At 46.0% G+C, this 18459-nt stretch carries 15 protein-coding genes and 1 tRNA gene; 8 read left to right on the top strand and 8 right to left on the bottom strand.

Translation table 11 applies throughout. The annotated features are described in order from the left end of the window. Positions 1-13 precede the first annotated feature (13 nt). Genes C6H04_RS04495 through C6H04_RS04485 form a run of 3 tightly spaced genes read right to left on the bottom strand, consistent with a single transcriptional unit; the run spans position 14 to position 2604 of the window. Positions 14-757 (bottom strand): Nif3-like dinuclear metal center hexameric protein, encoded by a 744-nt coding sequence (locus C6H04_RS04495; RefSeq protein WP_104732436.1) that lies wholly within the window; start codon positions 755-757, stop codon positions 14-16. Next, positions 745-1656 (bottom strand): glycine--tRNA ligase subunit alpha, encoded by a 912-nt coding sequence (glyQ, locus tag C6H04_RS04490; protein ID WP_104695580.1) that lies wholly within the window; start codon positions 1654-1656, stop codon positions 745-747. Before glyQ ends, C6H04_RS04495 begins: the two co-directional genes overlap by 13 nt. Positions 1657-1671: 15 nt before the next feature. After that, positions 1672-2604 (bottom strand): NAD(P)H-dependent glycerol-3-phosphate dehydrogenase, encoded by a 933-nt coding sequence (locus C6H04_RS04485; protein ID WP_104695579.1) that lies wholly within the window; start codon positions 2602-2604, stop codon positions 1672-1674. Positions 2605-2796: 192 nt separating this feature from the next. Here C6H04_RS04485 and trpE point away from each other — a divergent pair, with 192 nt between their 5' ends. Together trpE and C6H04_RS04475 are read left to right on the top strand one after the other, a co-directional pair. Then, positions 2797-4299, top strand: coding sequence for an anthranilate synthase component I (gene trpE, locus C6H04_RS04480; RefSeq protein ID WP_104732435.1), 1503 nt, complete (start codon positions 2797-2799; stop codon positions 4297-4299). After that, a complete protein-coding gene (locus tag C6H04_RS04475; protein WP_104732434.1) occupies positions 4296-4892 on the top strand; it encodes an aminodeoxychorismate/anthranilate synthase component II in 597 nt (198 codons plus the stop codon). The genes trpE and C6H04_RS04475 overlap by 4 nt, the downstream gene beginning before the upstream one ends. Here C6H04_RS04475 and fumC read toward each other — a convergent pair. Continuing rightward, positions 4882-6273, bottom strand: a complete 1392-nt coding sequence (gene fumC, locus C6H04_RS04470; protein ID WP_104732433.1) for a class II fumarate hydratase — start codon at positions 6271-6273, stop codon at positions 4882-4884. The genes C6H04_RS04475 and fumC overlap by 11 nt on opposite strands. Positions 6274-6385: 112 nt before the next feature. Between fumC and C6H04_RS04465 the strand changes: the two genes are divergently transcribed. The 6 genes from C6H04_RS04465 (at position 6386) to C6H04_RS04440 (ending at position 14267) form a co-directional block, all read left to right on the top strand. Then, positions 6386-6763 (top strand): FixH family protein, encoded by a 378-nt coding sequence (locus C6H04_RS04465; RefSeq protein WP_104732432.1) that lies wholly within the window; start codon positions 6386-6388, stop codon positions 6761-6763. Positions 6764-6795: 32 nt separating this feature from the next. Continuing rightward, entirely contained in the window at positions 6796-8013 is a 1218-nt protein-coding gene (crdB, locus tag C6H04_RS04460) for a copper resistance outer membrane protein CrdB (RefSeq protein ID WP_104695588.1), read from the top strand. Beyond that, positions 8010-8954: an efflux RND transporter periplasmic adaptor subunit gene (locus C6H04_RS04455; protein ID WP_104732431.1), complete on the top strand. Its 945-nt coding sequence runs from the start codon at positions 8010-8012 to the stop codon at positions 8952-8954. Before crdB ends, C6H04_RS04455 begins: the two co-directional genes overlap by 4 nt. After that, positions 8954-12070 carry an efflux RND transporter permease subunit gene (locus C6H04_RS04450; protein ID WP_104732430.1) on the top strand — a complete coding sequence of 1039 codons (3117 nt, stop codon included), beginning with the start codon at positions 8954-8956 and terminating at the stop codon, positions 12068-12070. The genes C6H04_RS04455 and C6H04_RS04450 overlap by 1 nt, the downstream gene beginning before the upstream one ends. Positions 12071-12411: 341 nt before the next feature. Then, positions 12412-13758: a short-chain fatty acid transporter gene (locus C6H04_RS04445; RefSeq protein ID WP_104732429.1), complete on the top strand. Its 1347-nt coding sequence runs from the start codon at positions 12412-12414 to the stop codon at positions 13756-13758. Between the two features lie 110 nt (positions 13759-13868). Next, positions 13869-14267, top strand: coding sequence for a pirin family protein (locus tag C6H04_RS04440; RefSeq protein WP_199767084.1), 399 nt, complete (start codon positions 13869-13871; stop codon positions 14265-14267). 245 nt (positions 14268-14512) lie between these two features. On the opposite strand, the gene C6H04_RS04435 is transcribed toward C6H04_RS04440, so the two are convergent. From C6H04_RS04435 to glmM, 4 genes are all read right to left on the bottom strand, one after another. Beyond that, positions 14513-16306 carry an ATP-binding cassette domain-containing protein gene (locus tag C6H04_RS04435; RefSeq protein WP_199767083.1) on the bottom strand — a complete coding sequence of 598 codons (1794 nt, stop codon included), beginning with the start codon at positions 16304-16306 and terminating at the stop codon, positions 14513-14515. 203 nt (positions 16307-16509) lie between these two features. Next, a tRNA-Val gene (locus tag C6H04_RS04430) sits at positions 16510-16584 on the bottom strand. A gap of 37 nt (positions 16585-16621) precedes the next feature. After that, on the bottom strand, positions 16622-17107 hold the full coding sequence (lspA, locus tag C6H04_RS04425; protein WP_104732458.1) for a signal peptidase II: 486 nt from the start codon (positions 17105-17107) through the stop codon (positions 16622-16624). A 5-nt stretch (positions 17108-17112) separates the two neighbouring features. Further along, positions 17113-18447: a phosphoglucosamine mutase gene (gene glmM / locus C6H04_RS04420; RefSeq protein WP_104695569.1), complete on the bottom strand. Its 1335-nt coding sequence runs from the start codon at positions 18445-18447 to the stop codon at positions 17113-17115. Between the last annotated feature and the right edge of the window lie 12 nt (positions 18448-18459).

Genomic DNA, 18459 nt, shown 5'->3' with positions numbered 1-18459 from the left:
GTGCTCCAACGCTTTAAAGCACATGTATCCCGAACACCCCTTGACAATCAAACAATTGGGGGTTGAGGGCAAGGGGAGTCAGTAAATCTGCCATGAGGGGCGCGAAGTATTTTTCACTCTCATAATGGGGCACTTCGATCAAGCTAATGCCCATGCTTTTGGCCGCCATGCCATCATGATGCTTGATATCTCCCGTGATTAGACACAGATTTTCAGGCACACTTGTGAGCTCTTGCAAATACCCACATCCCGCCCCGCATACGATCGCAATTGTGCTAATAGTAGGGCTAGCGGATACATAGCGCACATAGGGTAACTTAAGTCTGTCTTGCACACCTTTAGCGAGTGTTTCTAAGAGTGTGGGGGCAATTGCACCCACTAAAGCCATCCCATCAGTACACAAATTTTCAAAGCCTAATATCTTGGCAAAATAGGCATTGAGGTGGGTTTTATCAAAATTGGTATGCCATGCCAGCAAGGCGCAGGATTTCTGAATCAAAATTTGGGCGACATTATAGGGGTAAACACTGGAGTTAAAAGTCTTAAAGGGCCTGAAAAAGAGGGGGTGGTGGGTGAGAATCACGCTGTGATCTGGAGCTTGCTGGGCGAGTTGCATAGTGGCTTCTAGGCTGATGATGAGGTGTTTGTATTGCATATTTAAACTGCCTAAATTCAAGCCACAATGATCCCAAGACTCTTGCAAGCTCAAAGGGGAGAGTGCCTCCAAAAAGGCGTGTAAGTCTTTTAAACTTGGCATGGCAGTAGGGGGGTGCTAAAATCCCCACTTAGGCGCGCATCGCGCTGGGTTTCTTGGGCTTTGTAAAGCAGAGCGCAAGCCTTAGCTAGGGCGCGGATTTTTAAGATGAATTCTTGGCGTTTGGCTACACTCAGGGCTTTACGCGCATCTAAAACATTGAAAAAATGCGTGCTAAGCACCACAAAATCGTAAGCAACTAAACTCAAGCCCCGATCCAAACAGCGTTGCGCCTCTGCTTGGTTTTGATGAAAAGCTTCGAGCAAAAAATCCAAATCGGCGTGCTCAAAGTGATAATGGCTAAACTGGTATTCACTCTCCAAATGCACTTCTTTATAGTAAGTGGGTTGGTTGTCTTTATAGCTCCACACGATGTCTAGGATATTGTCCACCTTTTGGATATAGGTCGCTAAGCGTTCCACACCATAGGTGATCTCAATGGGAGTGGGGTGGCAGGGCAAACCTCCTACCTGCTGGAAGTAAGTAAACTGGGTGATCTCCATGCCATCTAACCATACCTCCCAGCCCAAGCCCCACGCCCCCAAAGTGGGTGACTCCCAATTATCCTCTACAAAGCGCACATCATGTTGGCTAAAATCAATGCTCAATGCCTGCAGACTGCGCAAATAGAGTTCTTGGACATTCAAGGGGCTAGGCTTTAAGATCACCTGGAATTGGTAATAACTACCTAAGCGATTAGGGTTTTGTCCATAACGCCCGTCTGTGGGTCGCCTAGAAGGGGCAACATAGGCAACATTCCAAGGTTTGCTATCCAAACTTCTTAGCAAAGTAGCGGGGTGAAAAGTACCCGCCCCTGCTGGTAGATCGTAGGGCTGTAATAAAAGGCAACCCTGTTCTTGCCAGAAATTCTGCAAAGTTAAAAGAATTTGTGAAAAAGTCATCTCAAAAGCCTTTCTTTAGCGTTTTAACAGCGCGTCCATGCTTGCTAGGGGATTTTTGCCTTCTAAGAGGGCCTGTAATTCTGTAGCGATGGGGGTATAGATCTGCTCTCTTTGGGCAATTTGGATGATGGCCTGCGTGGTTTTCACCCCTTCGGCAACTTCTCCTAATGTGTCTAAAATCTCTTCTAAGGGTTGGTGTTTGGCTAGCCCTAAGCCTACGCGATAGTTGCGTGAAAGCATGGAATTTGCACTTAAGAAGAGATCCCCCGCCCCGCTGAGTCCCAAAAATGTTTGGGCTTTTCCCCCAAAATGCGTCCCAAAGCGGCACATTTCTACTAAACCACGCGAGAGCAAAGAGGCTTTAGCACTTTGCCCTAACTCTAGCCCATCGCACACTCCGGCTGCAATAGCAATCACATTTTTGTACGCGCCTGCGATCTCCCCTCCGGTAATGTCTTCCTGGGCATAGGTGCGTATAAAACTGGGAAAAGCCTTGGCATAGGTTTGAGCCAAGTCGGGATTGCTAGAATGCAGAGCTAGTGCACAGGGCAAACTCGCGCTCACATCGTGTGCAAAACTAGGCCCTGCTAGATAGCATAAATTTTTTGAGGGGATGAATTCCTGGGCAATCTGGCTAACAAACTTACCTCCCACTTCAATCCCCTTGCATGCCATTAAGACTCGCATATCGGAGGGTAAATGTGCCTGTTTAAACCATGCACGCAGATGCTGCACACTAATGGCTACCACGCACAAGGAGGCCTCTAGGCCTTCCTCCAGACTACATTGGCTGATGAGGTGATGGCCTTTGAGCACCAAACTCTTATTCAGGGGTAAGAGCGCAGTGCTTAAATCTTGACGAGAAACGATTTGCACGGATGTAGTGTGCCCAAAGGCAAAGCTGAGTGCACGCCCCCAAGCCCCCCCCCCAAAAACCACGATACCCATCCTCGAGTCCTTTTTAAATGAGTGATTGTAGCACACTGCGCTTTAAAGCGCAGTAGCATAGATTTTAAGTAGAATATGTCTTGCAGGAAAAATCCGAGTAATCTATGTCGCTTATAAGGCTGAATTGGCAAGACTAAGTTTTTTAACTCGTTTAAACGCTTTTTAGACATAATACGCCCAAAGGATAACCCAATGACAACTTTGGAGCAAAATGTTCCCTATGTCGCCCATCCACTCGCTCTCTACGCCCAACTGGAACAGCCTCACACTCTCTTGTTAGAGAGTGCACACACGCAGAGCAAGGCGCATACTAAGTCAATTATCTTAACTCGTGCGTGCGTGCAGCTACTCTGTCAGGGCGATTGTGTGTATTTGCGCGCACTAACTCCCAATGGTAAAGCGTTAGTACAAAGGCTTAGTGCCGTGCTAAAAACCCCCTTCAAAGACTCCATCCTCCAGTTACACTATCCTCAAACTAATACCCTGCAAGACGAATTTTCTAAGCTCTTTACATCCAGCCCCCTAGATGCTCTGCGCTCTGTGTGGCAATGCGCGCGCCCTCACTCTAGCCACCCTTTAGCTCTTTTTTGTGCTGGGCTTTTCTCTTTTGAAATGGTGCACTACTTTGAAAATTTGCCCTCTTTACCCACCCTAGAAAACAGCGCGCCAGACTATCTCTTTTATGTAGCAGAAACTCTCATTGTCATCGATCACAAAGCACACACCACCCAAATTTTAGGTGCGTGTTTTAATCGGGATTATCAAGAAAATTTGCAAGCAAACATGCGCGCTTTGACCCAAGTAGCTCAAGCAACCCAAGATGACTTTACTCCTCATAAACACCCCCATACGGGCGCACTGAGCACGGATTGCCCCGATATAGAATTTGAACAACGGGTTTTGCGCCTACAAGCAGAATTACAAGCGGGCGAGATTTTTCAGGCGGTGATCTCTAGGGGGTTTAGCTTGGAGTGTCCCGACCCCTTGAGTGCCTACCACCACCTCAAAATGCGCAATCCTAGTCCTTACATGTTCTACATGCGCGCGCAAGATTTTACGCTTTTTGGGGCTAGTCCTGAGAGTGCTTTAAAGTACGACGCGCCCACACGCACCGCCCAAATCTGCCCCATTGCGGGCACACGCCCGCGCGGTTTTGATACCCATGGGCACATCGATCCAGATTTGGATAATCGCATCGAGCTAGAACTCTTGAGCGATGCCAAAGAGCGTGCCGAACATCTCATGTTGGTGGACTTAGCCCGCAACGATCTAGCGCGGATTTGTGCAACGCGTTTTGTGAACAAACTCTTGCGTGTAGAGAAATACTCTCATGTGATGCATTTGACTTCAGCGGTGCAAGGTGTGCTTAAAGCCAACCTAGATGCCCTGCATGCCTTTAGAAGTTTTATGAACGCGGGTACACTCAGCGGCGCTCCCAAAGTGTCCGCACTCAAACTCATCGCGCAATTAGAAAACAAGCGGCGCGGGTCTTATGGGGGTTCTTTGGGTTATTTGTGTGGAGATGGCTCCATGGATAGTTGTATTGTGATTCGTTCTGCCTTTGTGCGCGCCCATAAGGCATTTGTGCAAAGCGGGGCGGGCGTTGTTCTGGAGAGCGACCCAAAGGCAGAGAGTGCAGAAACTAAGGCAAAGGCGCAAAGCGTGCTAGAAGCCATTAGAAAGACTTATCGATGACGATTTTTTTCTTAGATAATTTCGACTCCTTTACCTACAATTTGGTTTACGAATTGGAACGCTTGGGCTATGATCTCAAGGTGTATCGCAATGATACGCCCGAGCAAGAGATTTTAAACTTGATGTGCGCTTGCACGAGTGGCGCACTTTTGTGCATTTCGCCCGGTCCGGGTAACCCCGAACAATCGGGGCGACTCTTACCCTTAATTGCTTGTGTGCGCTCAAAATTCCCTATTTTGGGGATTTGTTTGGGCTTGCAAGCCTTGGCACAGAGTTATGGGGCGCGTATTGAAAGATGCCCTGAAATTGTGCATGGCAAAAGCACGCACATTAACTTAGAACCCTTTGGAGCATTTGAGGGTCTAGGTCGTAGCTTAGAGGTGGCGCGTTACCATTCTTTGATGGCGACACAATTACCCGATGAGCTACAAGTGATCGCCCATTATCAAAATATCGTGATGGGTATCTACCACCCGCAGGACAAAATCCTTGCCTACCAGTTCCACCCCGAGAGTATCATGACTCCCAAAGGTGCTCAACTTTTAAAACAGAGTGTAGAATTCTTAGAAAACGCGCTAAAACCTAAGCCTTAGGCGCGATCATGTTAGCAGGATTGACGAATTTGTCAAAATCTTCAGGGCTCACTAATCCTAGCTCTTGGGCGGATTCTTTGAGGCTAATGTGTTTTTTATGGGCGTTTTTGGCTACTTTCGCGGCGTTTTCATAGCCGATATGAGGATTGAGCGCGGTTACTAACATTAAAGAGTGGTGCAAATAGTGATCAATTTTTTCTTTATTGGGCGTGATTCCCACCGCGCAATGGGCGTTAAAACTCTCCATGCCATCGGCAAGCAACTCCAAGCTTTGCAAGAAATTATAGATGATCACGGGTTTAAAGACATTGAGCTCAAAATTGCCCTGAGAGGCCGCAAAGCCAATGGCTGCGTCATTACCCATCACCTGCACGGCGACCATGGTCAAAGCCTCGCACTGAGTAGGATTGACTTTGCCCGGCATTATGGAGCTCCCCGGTTCATTCTCAGGGATATTGATCTCGCCTAAACCACAGCGCGGACCACTGGCTAGCCATCGAATGTCATTAGCAATCTTCATCAAATTAGCCGCCAAACCCTTAAGCGCGCCATGCGCAAAAGTGAGACCGTCATGGCTGGTGAGCGCGTGGAATTTATTAGGCGCGCTTTTGAAGGTCTGTCCGGTGAGCTGGCTAAGTTCGGCGGCGACTTTTTCAGAGAGTTGGGGATGCGCGTTTAGCCCTGTGCCCACCGCCGTGCCCCCGATGGCTAGCTCACTTAGATATTCCAAACTCTGTAAAATCTGCGCTTTAGAATGCTCGAGCATACTCACATACCCGCTAAATTCCTGCCCTAGAGTTAAGGGCGTGGCATCTTGTAAATGGGTGCGCCCGATTTTAATAATGTCTTTAAATTCTTGGCTTTTGGCTTGCAAAGTGGCGTGCAGTTTGTCTAGCGCGGGCAAAAGGGTTTTATGCAATTCTAGCACGCTCACAATGTGCATAGCTGTGGGGAAAGTGTCATTAGAGCTTTGGGACATATTTACATGGTCATTGGGGTGGATGAGCTTTTTTTCTCTAAAATTCCCACCCAAAATCTCGGTGGCGCGATTGGCAATGACTTCATTCACATTCATATTCGTCTGTGTCCCGCTCCCAGTTTGCCAAATGGCTAGGGGGAACATGTCAGCTAATTTGCCCGCGATCACCTCATCACAGGCTTGCACGATGGCTTGGGATTTTTGCGTATCCAATTTACCTAGTTGTGCATTCACCACCGCAACAGAGCGCTTCAACTTAGCAAAAGCCCTAATGAGCGCGGGGGGCATTTTTTCTGTGCCAATTTTAAAGTTTTCAAAACTTCGTTGGGTTTGCGCGCCCCAATACTTGCTATCTTCTACCTTGACTTCCCCCATAGTGTCGTGTTCGGTGCGATAAGACATGTCGTTCCTTTGGTTATAAGATGAAAAATTCTAACACGCCAAACTTTAATTTCCACAAATGATCCACAGAAACACACTACTATAACGCCATCTTATTTTGTAAGGAGTTTAGATGAAAAAATGGCATGTGTTGGCGTTAGCGTGCGCCTTGAGTTTGGGGAGTTTACAAGCATGGGATTTAAAGATCAAGGCTAAAGAGGTGGACACCCTTTTAAAATCCGATCAAAAGCCCGTGAGTGGTGATAACCATTTTACTTTAAGTCCCACTCTTAAGGGCAAACCCCTCAAAGGCGCGCATGTCAAGGTGAAATTTAGCATGCCTGAAATGCCCGGTATGCCCGCCATGCACGAAAACGCCCAAGTAAAAGAAAAAAATGGGATTTATGATGTCAAGGTCAATCTACCTATGGGGGGTACTTGGCAAATTAGAGTAGACATTAAAACTAAAGAGGGCAAACTCTACAAAGGCAAGGGCAGTATCGATCTATGAGGCTAAGGGCTTTGATCTGGGGGGTGTTGTTTATGTTGGGGGGGCTAAAGGCGTGGCACTCAGAAACTAGCCTAGAGTCTGTGAGTGTGAGCGCGCCCCTGCCAAACAAACGCCTAGACTTGCCCAGCATTTACAACAAATTTTTGCACAAGAACGCTAAAATCGCCAGTCTGCAAGCCCAAATTGAGAGCCTGCGCGCCCAAGCTAAAGCCAGCGCGCGCTGGGATAATCCGATTTTGTATGTGGGCTATAACAACGCCGATGTGTTCAATTTCTTTATCCTCGATTCTAGCTTCATGCAAAGTATTAGTGTTGGTTTGAGCCAAAAATTTGATGTGAATGCTAAGAGGCACACCCAAGCCCAAGTGCTAGATTTAGAACGCCAAAAAAAGCTTTTTGAACTGCAAAAACTCAAGCAAGATATCGCTATTGGCGTGCTCACCAACGCGATCCAGGTCTATAAGAACACCCAAAAACTAGCCCTATTAAAAGAAGCCTTAAATAACCTAGAGAACCTACTCTACAACGCCCAACATGCGAGCAACCCGGATTTAATCGCTATTGCCAAAATTGAAGTGCTTAAATCCCAGCTAGAGATCAAACAAAACGATTTACAAGACGCACTAGAAGACAATAAGATCAATATCAGCGAACTCACTTTTAGCCAAAGCGATCTACTCTCTCTAGCACCCCAGAGCATGGCTTTAAACAACACGCAAGAATTGCAAAATATTATGGCAAGCAATTACGACATCAAAATCGCCCGCTTGCAAGACGCTCAAGCGCGCAAAAACATCACTTTAGCCAAAAAGAGTTTCTTAGAAGACATCAATGTTACAGCAAACTATCTCTTTAGGAAGCGCATTTTTGACATGTTTACTATCGGGGTAGCTATTCCCCTACCCATTTATGGCAAACAGAGTAACACCCTGCAACAGCGCAAACAAGAGCACTTAGTCGCGCTGAATAATATTGACAACACTATTAACCAAGTGCGCCACCGCGCTAAGAAGTTGTTTAAAAAAATGGCGCAACTTCAAAAAAATCTCTCCAGCATTGAGACCATTTTAAAGGCAAGCGGGCGCATTGTGCATATCTATGAAAAGAATTTGATCTCTGCTAGCGGGGATTACAACACCTATTACAACGCCTTTAATGATGAGATTAATATCAAGCTCTCTAAGATCGACACCCTAAGTGAGCTCAATACGACCTATTTGGCTTTAGAAAATTTAAAAGGACTTCCATGAGAGTTATTGGATTATGTGTAGCTCTACTTGGCATGTTATGGGGGGCACAGGACACTATTAAAGTTACCCTTAAAGAGATCGCCCCCTTTAGACAATATTATGCTAGTCTGCAGGCGGACGAACAAAAGAGTTACACCTACACTCTACGCTTTGATGGCTATATTGAAAAACTCTATGCCAATCAAACTTATAAGCCCATCAAGGCAGGGCAGAAACTCTTTAGTGTGTATGCGCCCGCACTCATAGGGGTGCAAAGCGAATTGCTCTCAGCCATGCATTTTAACCGACAGGTCGAAGAGATTAAAGAAAAATTACGCTTACTGGGGGTGGGAGAGGGAGAAATCGCCAATATTATCAAAGATAAAAAAATCCACAACCGCATTCCCATGCGCTCCCAGTTTAATGGGATGATCTTTGCTAAGAATATCCAAGAGGGTGGCTTTGTCAAAAGTGGGGCAACTCTCTATGAAATTATAGATTTGAGCGCGCTCTATGTGATTGCTCAAGTCAATCAAGAGGATTTAGACTTCGTGCGCCATATGGACAGCGCACGCGCACACATAGAGGGCATCAAGGGGGATTTTAGCCTACAACTAGATAATATCAACCCACTCATCAACCCACAAACCAAAATGTTACAGGTGCGTTTTGTGCTGGCTAATCCGCACAATCTCTTTTTTCCTAACATGTTTGCTAAGGTAACTTTGTATCAAAAATCCCAAAAAGGCCTAGTCTTGCCCAAAGAGGCGGTGCTGGTCAAAAACGATAAAACCATCGTCTTTAAAAAAGAGGATGAGGAATTTGAACTCACAGAGGTCAAGGTCAAGCGCAATAGCGATGGGAGTTACACCATCTTAGAGGGGCTCTCTCAAGGCGATGAGGTGGCTAAAAACGCGCTCTTTATCTTAGATGCCGATGCGATCAATAATGGGGATGAGTGATGATCAATACGATCATTTCATGGAGTTTAAAAAATAAGCTCATTGTCATCTTAGCGGTGTTGTTGCTCTTTTTGCTCTCTTTATGGGCGATCAAGAACACCCGTCTAGACGCTCTGCCTGATCTCTCGCCCACGCAGGTAGTCGTGCAGGTGAGCTACCCCAACCAAAGCCCCCAAGTGGTGCAGGAACAGGCAGTTTATCCTTTGGTGTCTAATTTTATGGGGATTGCTGATATTGAAACCGTGCGTGGGATTTCCAGCTATGAAACGGGCTTGATCTATATCATCTTTAAAGACAAGGTAGATTTATACTTTGCGCGTGATCGCGTGTCTGAGCAGATGGCGCGTGTGCGCCTGCCTTCTGAGGTCAAGGTAGAGATGGGCAGCGATGCCACTTCCATTGGCTGGGCGTATCAATACGCACTTAGAAGTAAAACTAAGAATCTAGCTGAGTTGAAAACCTTACAGGATTTCTATTTTCGCTACGCCTTGTTGGGGGTGGATGGGGTGAGTGAGGTCGCCAGCATTGGGGGTTTTGAGAAAAACTACGAGGTTACGCTAAATAATGACGCGTTGATCAAATACGATCTAAGTGTCGCCGATGTGGTGCAAGCCATTAAAAAATCTAACGCGGACATGGGCGGGGGGGTGATCTTAGAAAATGGCTTTGAGAAGATCATCCATGCGCAAGGCTACACTAAGAGCTTGAAAGATTTGGGCGAGATTGTGCTTAAAACCCCCAATCTCACCCCCATCAAGCTCAAAGACATCGCTACACTCAACTTAACCCCCAAACCGCGCCGCTCGGTGGCAAATCTCAATGGCACAGATGAAGTGGTGGGCGGGGTGGTGATGGTGCGCTACCATGCCGACACTTATAGCATTTTAGGGCGCATTAAAGAGAAGATCGCCACTTTGCAAGAGAGTAACCCTGATGTGCAGATCGTGCCCGTCTATGATCGCAGCGAACTCATTGAAAAGGGCGTGGCTAATCTCATCCACACGCTCATAGAAGAGAGTGTCATTGTCTTAGTCATCATCGCGCTCTTCTTGTTGCACCTACGAAGCGCGCTAGTGGTGATCATCACTCTGCCCTTATGCGTGTGCTTGAGCTTTTTGCTGATGCACTTTTTCAATATCGAGGCGAGCATTATGAGTTTGGGCGGGATTGCTATTGCCATTGGGGCGATGGTGGATGCGGCAATCGTGATGGTAGAAAACGCGCACAAGTATTTGCAACACACCAATATGCAAGATGAAAACGCGCGCCAAAGCGCGATCATCAAGGGCGTGCAACAAGTCGGACCGGCAATCTTCTTTGCCCTGATGATTATCGTGGTGTCTTTCTTGCCCATTTTTAACCTCACCGGACAAGAAGAGAGGCTTTTTTCCCCTCTAGCCTACACAAAAACCTTTGCGATGTTGATTGGGGCACTGCTTTCTATTAGCATTGTGCCTATTTTGATGATCTTTTTAATCAAGGGCAAAATCCGCGAGGAGTCTAAAAATCCCATCAATGCGTTTTTTATTGCTGTCTATGGGGCTTGTTTGTCCTTTGTGTTGCGCTTTAGATTTTTCTTTTTAGCCCTAAGCGTGCTAGGTTTAGGGGGGCTTTACTTTGCCTATAAAAAGCTCAACTGGGAGTTTATCCCGGCTATCAATGAGGGCGTGGTGATGTACATGCCCGTAACCACGAATGCGGTAGGCATTGACACGGCTAAAACATATTTAGAAAAAACTAACGCCATTATCAAAAGCCTAGATGAGGTCAAACAGGTCTTTGGCAAAGCCGGGCGGGCAAATACCAGCACCGATCCGGCCGCACTCTCCATGCTAGAAACCTATATTGAGCTCAAGCCTAAGTCAGAGTGGAAGGAGCAAATCACCTACAAACAACTTAGAGAAAAGCTTGAGCACGCCCTGCAGGTGAAAGGCTTAGTCAATTCTTGGACCTACCCCATTCGCGGGCGCATTGACATGCTCTTAACCGGGATTCGCACCCCCTTAGGCATTAAACTCTATGGCAAAGACCCCGCCCTCTTGCAAAACCTAGCCATTAGCATGGAGCAACAACTCAAAAATCTCCCCGAGTCGCTCTCTGTCTTTGCAGAGAAGTCTAATAATGGCTACTATCTCAATGTGGATTTGCGCCCTGAAAAGCTCGCTGAATATAATATCACTAAGCAGAATGTGCTAGATATGGTGAATTTTGGCATGGGAGGTTCTGCCATTAGCACCCTTTTAGACGGGGTGGAGAGTTACCCTATTTCTGTGCGCTTGAAAGATGTAGAGCGTAACAATATTGAGAGTTTAGAAAATCTTTACATCAAAACCCCCTATAGCTTTGTGCCTTTGCGCACCTTCGCACATATCTATTATGAAAACGCCCCGGCGGTGCTCAAAAGTGAAAAGGGGCTAGGGGTGCATTTTATTTACATTGTGCCTAAAAATGGGGTGAGTTCAGAGACCTACCGCCAAGCCGCGCTCAAAGCCCTAGAAAACTTTAAACTCCCTAGCGGGTATTATTACGAGTTTTCAGGGGAGAGCCAGTATTTAGATGAAGCCTTTGCGACCCTGCGCTACATCGTGCCCTTGAGTATCTTTGTGATCTTTATTCTCATCGTCTTTGCGCTCAAGAATACTACTAATTCCTTACTCTGCTTTCTCACCCTCCCCTTTGCCTTTTTGGGGGGGTTGGTGTTCATGCAGATCATGGGGCTTAATTTGAGTATCGCCGCGTTGGTGGGCTTTTTAGCCCTCTTGGGTGTCGCCTCTGAAACCGCGATTGTGATGATCATCTATTTGGAGGACGCTTACCAACACTTTTTAAAGCAGGGCGATCACACCCGCGCTAGACTCAAAGAAGCGATCATGCACGGGGCGGTGCAACGCGTGCGCCCCAAATTGATGACATTTTTTAGTATCTTGGTTTCTCTCATCCCTATCATGTATTCGCACGGGGTAGGCTCAGAGATCATGCACGCCATTGCCGCCCCCATGCTAGGGGGGATGATCACTAGCGTGGTGCTCACTCTCTTTATCATCCCCAGCGCGTATTTTGTGATTAAAAGTGCCTCATTAAAATCTCACACTAGCACAAAGGTTATGGAAGCTTAACGAAGATTTGTTGTTTTGTTTAGAGTATGGTGTGCTGGAGGAGTGGATTCTCCACCATTGCTTGAGAATATGCACGGTGCGGGCTATTTTGGAGGGAAATGATATGAATACTGAAAGTGTCCGTGTGCATCCTTACATGAGGTTGCGAGTGTAACATACTGGATTGTTAAACAGGGGGGAATATTACAAAGCGCGATCTTTACCCGTGCGCTTTGTAGCTATCTACACGATTTTACCCAACTCATTAAAAAAAATAGGTTTTAAATCCAAAGCGTAGAATTGTCAAACCGGCTTGTGGGTTAAAATAGAGATAAATTTTTGAAAGTGGAAGGGAGTAGAGTATGTTAAGGGCTTTTACGCGTATTTGTGTGTCTTTAGCCTCGCGCTGGCTGCCCGATTCCTTTGTTTTAGTAGCCCTTTTAACTTTTGTAGTGTTTGTTGCAGTGTGGGTTGCTACAGGACAATCTATCCTGCAGATTGTACAAAATTGGGGCAATGGAGCATGGAAGCTGCTCGCCTTTTCTATGCAAATGGCCTTAGTGCTTATTTTAGGGCAAGTGCTAGCACAGGCAAAAGCGATCTCTTGGGGCTTGCAAAAATTAGCCCAAATTCCTAAAAGTCCTTTTAGTGCTATTGTTTTGGTGAGCGTGTTAGGAATGTTGGCAAGTTTGATCAACTGGGGGTTTGGATTAGTTGTTTCAGCCATTTTTGCCAAAGAGATCGCCAAGAAGGTGCGGGGCATAGATTACCGCCTCTTAATGGCGAGTGCCTATTCAGGCTTTGTGGTGTGGCATGGTGGACTTTCTGGATCGATTCCCTTAACTCTGGCTAGCGGTGGAGAAGCCTTGAGCAAGAGTACAGCGGGTATTTTGCAAGCAAGCATCCCCACTACTTCTACGATTTTTGCCCCCTTTAATCTGATGATTGTGGGGATTATTTTTTGTGGCGTGCCTTTTTTGTTGGCTTCCATCCACCCCAAAGCTCAAGACATTATAGAAGTTAACCCTAAACTTTTAGAAAATGCACACCCTGATCCCATCAAAAGCCCCTCCACCTTAGCCAGCCATTTAGAGCAAAGCAAACTTTTAAGCATTTTGCTTGCTCTATTGGGTTTTGCCTATATTGTGGCGCATTTTGTGCGGGGGGGAGGCTTGAGTTTAAATATTCTCAATATGATCTTTCTTTTTGCTGGACTCTTGCTACATAAAACCCCCATCGCTTATATTCGTGCTATCAATGAGGCAACCAAAAATGCCGCAGGGATTTTGATTCAATTTCCCTTTTACGCGGGGATTATGGGAATGATGGTGGGGAGTGCTGGAAATGGGGTGAGTTTGGCTGGCTTGCTCTCTGAGTTTTTTATCAATATCGCCACACCACACACCTTTGCCTTATTCACCTTTTGGAGCGCAGGATTGATCAATGTTTTTGTGCCTTCAGGGGGCGGGCAATGGGCAGTACAAGCTCCCATTATGATTCCTGCAGGTTTAGAATTGGGGGTCAAACCAGCCATTACAGCTATGGCTATTGCTTGGGGCGATGCTTGGACAAACATGATCCAACCCTTTTGGGCATTGCCAGCTTTGGCCATCGCTGGTTTAGGGGCTAAGGATATCATGGGTTATTGTGTGATCACACTGATTTTTACCGGATTTGTGATTGGAATGGGCTTTTTATTGTTAGTCTAGCACTCCAAATTTTGATATTTTTGTGGAACACTAGGGGGAATTTTTATAAGGAGTGTCGATGATACGGATCGAAAAAATTTCTAAAGCTCTGTCTAAACATTGGGTTGGAGATGGCCTTCATGTTAGCTCTATGTTCAGCTATTTTGAACCTCGATTGGAGCAACCCAGAGGCGTGGGTGCACATTCATATTGAGGGTTTCAAACTATTACCATCGTCTATCAAGGAGAAGTCGCACATCGCGATTCGTATGGAGGCGGGGGGGGTGATTAAAGCGAAAGATGTGCAGTGGATGAGCGCAGGAGCAGGCATTCCACATGAAGAATTTCATTCCAAAGAGTTTAGTCAAACCGAGGGTTCTCAAATTGTACAACTTTGGGTCAACTTCCCTAAAGTCCATAAAAACCCCACCAAATTACCAAGCCATCAGTGCAAAAGACATTCCCAGCGTGTCTATTGTAGAAAAATACGGTCATTTAAGGGTGATTGCTGGAGATTATCAAGGAGCTAAAGGCCCTGCGCACACCTTCAGCCCCATCAGTCTTTGGGACACCACTTTTTCTTCTGAAGCCATCTTTGATGCTAGCCTCCCAAAAGGCCATCATTGATCATTGCTTGTCTTAGAGGGACAATTGCGCCTCAATGATCAAGACATCATGCAAGAAGAATTAGCAAGTTTCCAAAAAGAGGGGTAAGCCTGCGTATCCAAGCTCTAAAGTCAGTGAATTTATGTTGGTGCCTGTTAGGGCACTTTAGCTAAAAAACCTTTTCTTTAGGGAGGGTGTTCAATCCTCTCAAACTTTCCGCATATAGTTTAGCAAATAAGCCTTGTTGAGCCAGCAGAGTGTCAAAGTCGCCCTGTTGCACCACGCGTCCCTCCTCTAAGACGAGGATTTCATGGGCATTTTTGGCACTGATGATATGGTGGGTGATGAGAATTGCCATTTTGTCCTCCAGCATGGCAAAGATGAAATCTAAAAAGTCTTTTTGGGCGATGGGGTCGATCGCGCTAGAGGGTTCATCTAAGATAATGCAAGGGCTTAGTTTTAAAAAGGCTCTTAGAGTGGCTAGGCTTTGTTTCTGCCCACCTGAAAAATCCTGCCCATTGTATTGGACACCAAAGATATCTTTCCCGAATTTTGCCAAGAGTTTTTTGGTGGGTTCTAAGAGGGCCAGAGCGCGCTCTTGGTATGCTAGCTGGGCTGGGCTAGGCTGGGTTTGCATGAACAGGTTATGTTCGAGGCTATAGCCCGCATAGAAGGAAAAATCTTGGAAAATAGCACTCAGTTGTCGGCGGTAACTCTTGAGGTCTAAATCTTTGAGAGAATATTGATGATTAATGATAATCTCTCCCGAGCCGGGCGTATAAAAACCCATCAATAATTTAATGAGTGTGCTTTTACCACTCGCGTTCTTACCCACGATCGCGTAGATTTTGTGCGCGCTAAAGGTGCAGTTGAGATTATGTAAGACTTGTTTATGTTGATAAGCAAAGCACACATCTTTAAAGCGGATATGCGTGATCGTCCCCTCTAAGACTTGCTTATTTCCCGCCTGATTTTGCGCATCTAAGAGTCTAAAATAGTTTTCAAAATAGGCGTTGAGGATAAAAAACCACCTTCCAAAGAAAGCTAAATCGTCTAATTGTTGATTAGCCATGTTAAAGGCTTGGATATATCCAGCAACTGCCCCCACCCCCACACTCTGAACTAACAAGACAACAATCATCAAAAATAACAAACTTGCATTGAATAGAGCCACTAGGATATTCAAAAACAAACTACGGATTAATTGCTGTTGGTTGATGTGTGTAAAAGATTTGAGGTACTCGACCTTTTTAAATGTGAAATCTGCCTTAAAAGCGGAGATGAAATTAAACAAAAGATTATCTTTATTTTTAGTACTATCTAGGCCATGCTGTAAGTAATTTTGTAAGGCTTCTTTTTGATCTTGTAAGGCATCTAGCTCTTTGCTGTGTTTCTTAGCGATGTGATTAGAAAACAAGAGGCTAGGGATACTTGCTACGAGCATCACAAAGGGTAGGTAGATACTAATCGAGCCAATCACCACAAATAAGGACAACAAACCAACAACGCGTTGTAAATTAAAAAATAAGTTATTAACATAGTTAAGCGGTCGGACATGCAAGCCATTTTTAAGGGTGTTGATTTGCACACTGCGCTCTTTATCCTCTAAGAAACTCAGATCATCGGTCGTCTCTAATTTATCAGCTAGCTTGCTCAAGATATGCATGGAAAACTCTTCAGCAATCAGGGTTTGCAAATGGGCTAAGACTTGAGAGATCACATGGGATCCAAATAAAACCAAAGCTCCCAGGGATAAAATTGTGAGCAGGGGTTTGTATTCTAGGTTGTGGTGTTGTAGCATGAAGGCGATGAGATTAATCAGCTTAATGGTGATTGCCACACTTAAGGAGGGAAATACGCCAAGCAGTAAAACCAAACCCAACGCATAGAAAATGCGTCTTGGAGCACTCCGATAGAGCATTAGAAAAGTGCGCAAAGGGGTTGAGTGATCTATCCTATACATTGCTCGCGATTTTAGCCGAATTTTGAAACTTATGCGGCATGCCTACTTGCTGAGGATAACTGGGATTGCTTAAGTGACTCTGTCCACCGAAAGCGCAAATACGCTACGATGGTGGGCATCATAGCATACATGCTAAACAATCCCTAAAGTCGTGGGCTTAACGCGCAGGTAGTTCATGAAGATAAAAAAACACGGCAAAAAGATGGTGGTCCCGACTGGACTTGAACCAGCGACCCCTACCATGTCAAGGTAGTGCTCTACCACTGAGCTACGCGACCACAATTTACTAGGAGTTGCTAAAAACCACCATTATACCTAATTGTGTTGGTCTTTTGCCTTAAGGCTTTTGTTCTTGCTTAACTTTTGTCTGAGTGCATCCAGCAAGAGTAAGCCCACGCCTATATCAATGAGCACATCGGCTAAATTAAACACCGCAAAATCAAATTTATAATGCCAATAGACATAATCGATCACATGCCCATGCACGAAGCGATCCAGCAGGTTAGAACTCCCACCTCCCAAAATCAACCCAAAAGCAAGATAAGTTTGGATCAAAAGGTCGCGTTGGGATAAAATCATAACTGCCATCCCTACAATTAAAAGGGTTTGCAAATACTTGAGCCAAGGTCCTAAAAACTCCAGCATAGAAAAAGCCACACCCTTATTATAAGCAAGCACGATAGAGATCACCGGTCCCTCTGCTCTAAATCCTTGTAAAATCCATTGCTTGATGGCTTGATCGCACAGTATAGCTAATAACCCCACCCCTACAAGCCAGAACAACGCGCGCTTAAAAGGCATAACACTCAAAACAGTTGCTCTTGTAAAAAGGCTTTGAGCTCCTTAGCTTTATTTTCTAACAGAGTGCGCTCCTTGCCCTCTAAGAGAATGCGTAAGAGATTTTCTGTGCCCGAGTAGCGAATTAGATGGCGGATATGCGCCTTTTCTAAAGCCTGCAATTTCTGCTCAAACCCGGGCAATTTATCTAAGGGCTTTTTCTCTTTCACACGCACATTTTCGAGTACTTGAGGGTAGAGATTAAAAGGGTTGAGAACCTTGCTACTGGGCTGTTTGCTCTCTACCACCATGGCGGCTACCTGCAGTGCGCCCATAATCCCATCTCCGGTTTTAGAATAATCCCCAAAGATGAGATGCCCGCTCTGCTCTGCTCCAAAACTCAAGCTATGTTGTTGCATTGCTGCGCTCACGCATTTATCCCCCACATCGCAAAACACCACCCCGATATGATGCTGCTTGAGATATTCTTCTAAAGAGAGATTGCTCATCGTGGTGGCTACAATGCTAGCGTTGCTTAACGCATTGCGCTTGTGGTTGTAAAGGGCGAGTGCGCCAATGAGTTTATCCCCGGGCACCACTACGCCGGTATTATCCACCACCACTAGCCGATCGGCATCTCCATCTAAGGCAATACCCAAATCCGCGCGGTAGCGTTTGACTTCTTGGCTCAGCTCTAAAGGATAGAGCGCGCCACATTGCGCGTTGATATTGCTCCCATTGGGCTCATCATTGATCACAATCACATCTGCACCCAACTCACTAAAGACCACAGGAGCGACCTTGTAGCCCGCCCCATTAGCCGTGTCAATCACCACGCGCATGCCCTGCAAATTGAGATGTTTAGGGAAGGAATTTTTCAAATGCACGATGTAGCGCCCAATCACATCATCAATGCGTTTAGCACTCCCAATATCTAGTCCAGACTGGCAACTCTGCTCCACGCGCTTACTATCAGCAAAGATTTTTTCAATCTGTAATTCACTCTCCCTTTGGAGCTTGTAGCCAAAGCGATCGAAAAACTTGATCCCATTGTCCTCAAAAGGGTTATGACTCGCACTAATCATCACCCCCGCATCACAGCGCATGTTCTCGGTTAAAAAGGCAATGGCGGGTGTTGGCATAGGACCAATTTGAATCACATCATAGCCTACAGAAGTGAGCGCGCTCACTAAGGCGTTTTCAATCATGTAACCGCTACGGCGCGTGTCCTTGCCCACTAAGATTTTATTGCTGATGGCTTGTTTACGAAAATAGAGCCCCGCGGCGATGCCCAGTTGCATCACAAACATAGGCGTGATCTCTACGCCCGCCCTGCCCCTGACCCCATCCGTGCCAAAAATCATGCGCGCCCCAAA

The sequence above is a fragment of the Helicobacter salomonis genome, assembly GCF_900197775.1.
Taxonomy (GTDB): Bacteria; Campylobacterota; Campylobacteria; order Campylobacterales; family Helicobacteraceae; genus Helicobacter; species Helicobacter salomonis.
Note: the sequence above shows the minus strand (reverse complement) of the source record. Positions and strands in the feature narration are given on the sequence as shown.

What these genes read in the sequence shown, in the direction of transcription:
- C6H04_RS04450 (WP_104732430.1), top strand. Translation starts at nt 8,954, where the DNA reads ATGATCAATACGATCATTTCATGGAGTTTAAAAAATAAGCTCATTGTC.
- C6H04_RS04495 (WP_104732436.1), bottom strand. Translation starts at nt 757, where the DNA reads ATGCCAAGTTTAAAAGACTTACACGCCTTTTTGGAGGCACTCTCCCCT.
- fumC (WP_104732433.1), bottom strand. Translation starts at nt 6,273, where the DNA reads ATGTCTTATCGCACCGAACACGACACTATGGGGGAAGTCAAGGTAGAA.
- trpE (WP_104732435.1), top strand. Translation starts at nt 2,797, where the DNA reads ATGACAACTTTGGAGCAAAATGTTCCCTATGTCGCCCATCCACTCGCT.
- C6H04_RS04435 (WP_199767083.1), bottom strand. Translation starts at nt 16,306, where the DNA reads ATGTATAGGATAGATCACTCAACCCCTTTGCGCACTTTTCTAATGCTC.
- C6H04_RS04485 (WP_104695579.1), bottom strand. Translation starts at nt 2,604, where the DNA reads ATGGGTATCGTGGTTTTTGGGGGGGGGGCTTGGGGGCGTGCACTCAGC.
- lspA (WP_104732458.1), bottom strand. Translation starts at nt 17,107, where the DNA reads ATGCCTTTTAAGCGCGCGTTGTTCTGGCTTGTAGGGGTGGGGTTATTA.
- C6H04_RS04475 (WP_104732434.1), top strand. Translation starts at nt 4,296, where the DNA reads ATGACGATTTTTTTCTTAGATAATTTCGACTCCTTTACCTACAATTTG.
- crdB (WP_104695588.1), top strand. Translation starts at nt 6,796, where the DNA reads ATGTTGGGGGGGCTAAAGGCGTGGCACTCAGAAACTAGCCTAGAGTCT.
- glyQ (WP_104695580.1), bottom strand. Translation starts at nt 1,656, where the DNA reads ATGACTTTTTCACAAATTCTTTTAACTTTGCAGAATTTCTGGCAAGAA.
- C6H04_RS04440 (WP_199767084.1), top strand. Translation starts at nt 13,869, where the DNA reads ATGGCCTTCATGTTAGCTCTATGTTCAGCTATTTTGAACCTCGATTGG.
- C6H04_RS04445 (WP_104732429.1), top strand. Translation starts at nt 12,412, where the DNA reads ATGTTAAGGGCTTTTACGCGTATTTGTGTGTCTTTAGCCTCGCGCTGG.
- C6H04_RS04455 (WP_104732431.1), top strand. Translation starts at nt 8,010, where the DNA reads ATGAGAGTTATTGGATTATGTGTAGCTCTACTTGGCATGTTATGGGGG.
- glmM (WP_104695569.1), bottom strand. Translation starts at nt 18,447, where the DNA reads ATGATTTTTGGCACGGATGGGGTCAGGGGCAGGGCGGGCGTAGAGATC.
- C6H04_RS04465 (WP_104732432.1), top strand. Translation starts at nt 6,386, where the DNA reads ATGAAAAAATGGCATGTGTTGGCGTTAGCGTGCGCCTTGAGTTTGGGG.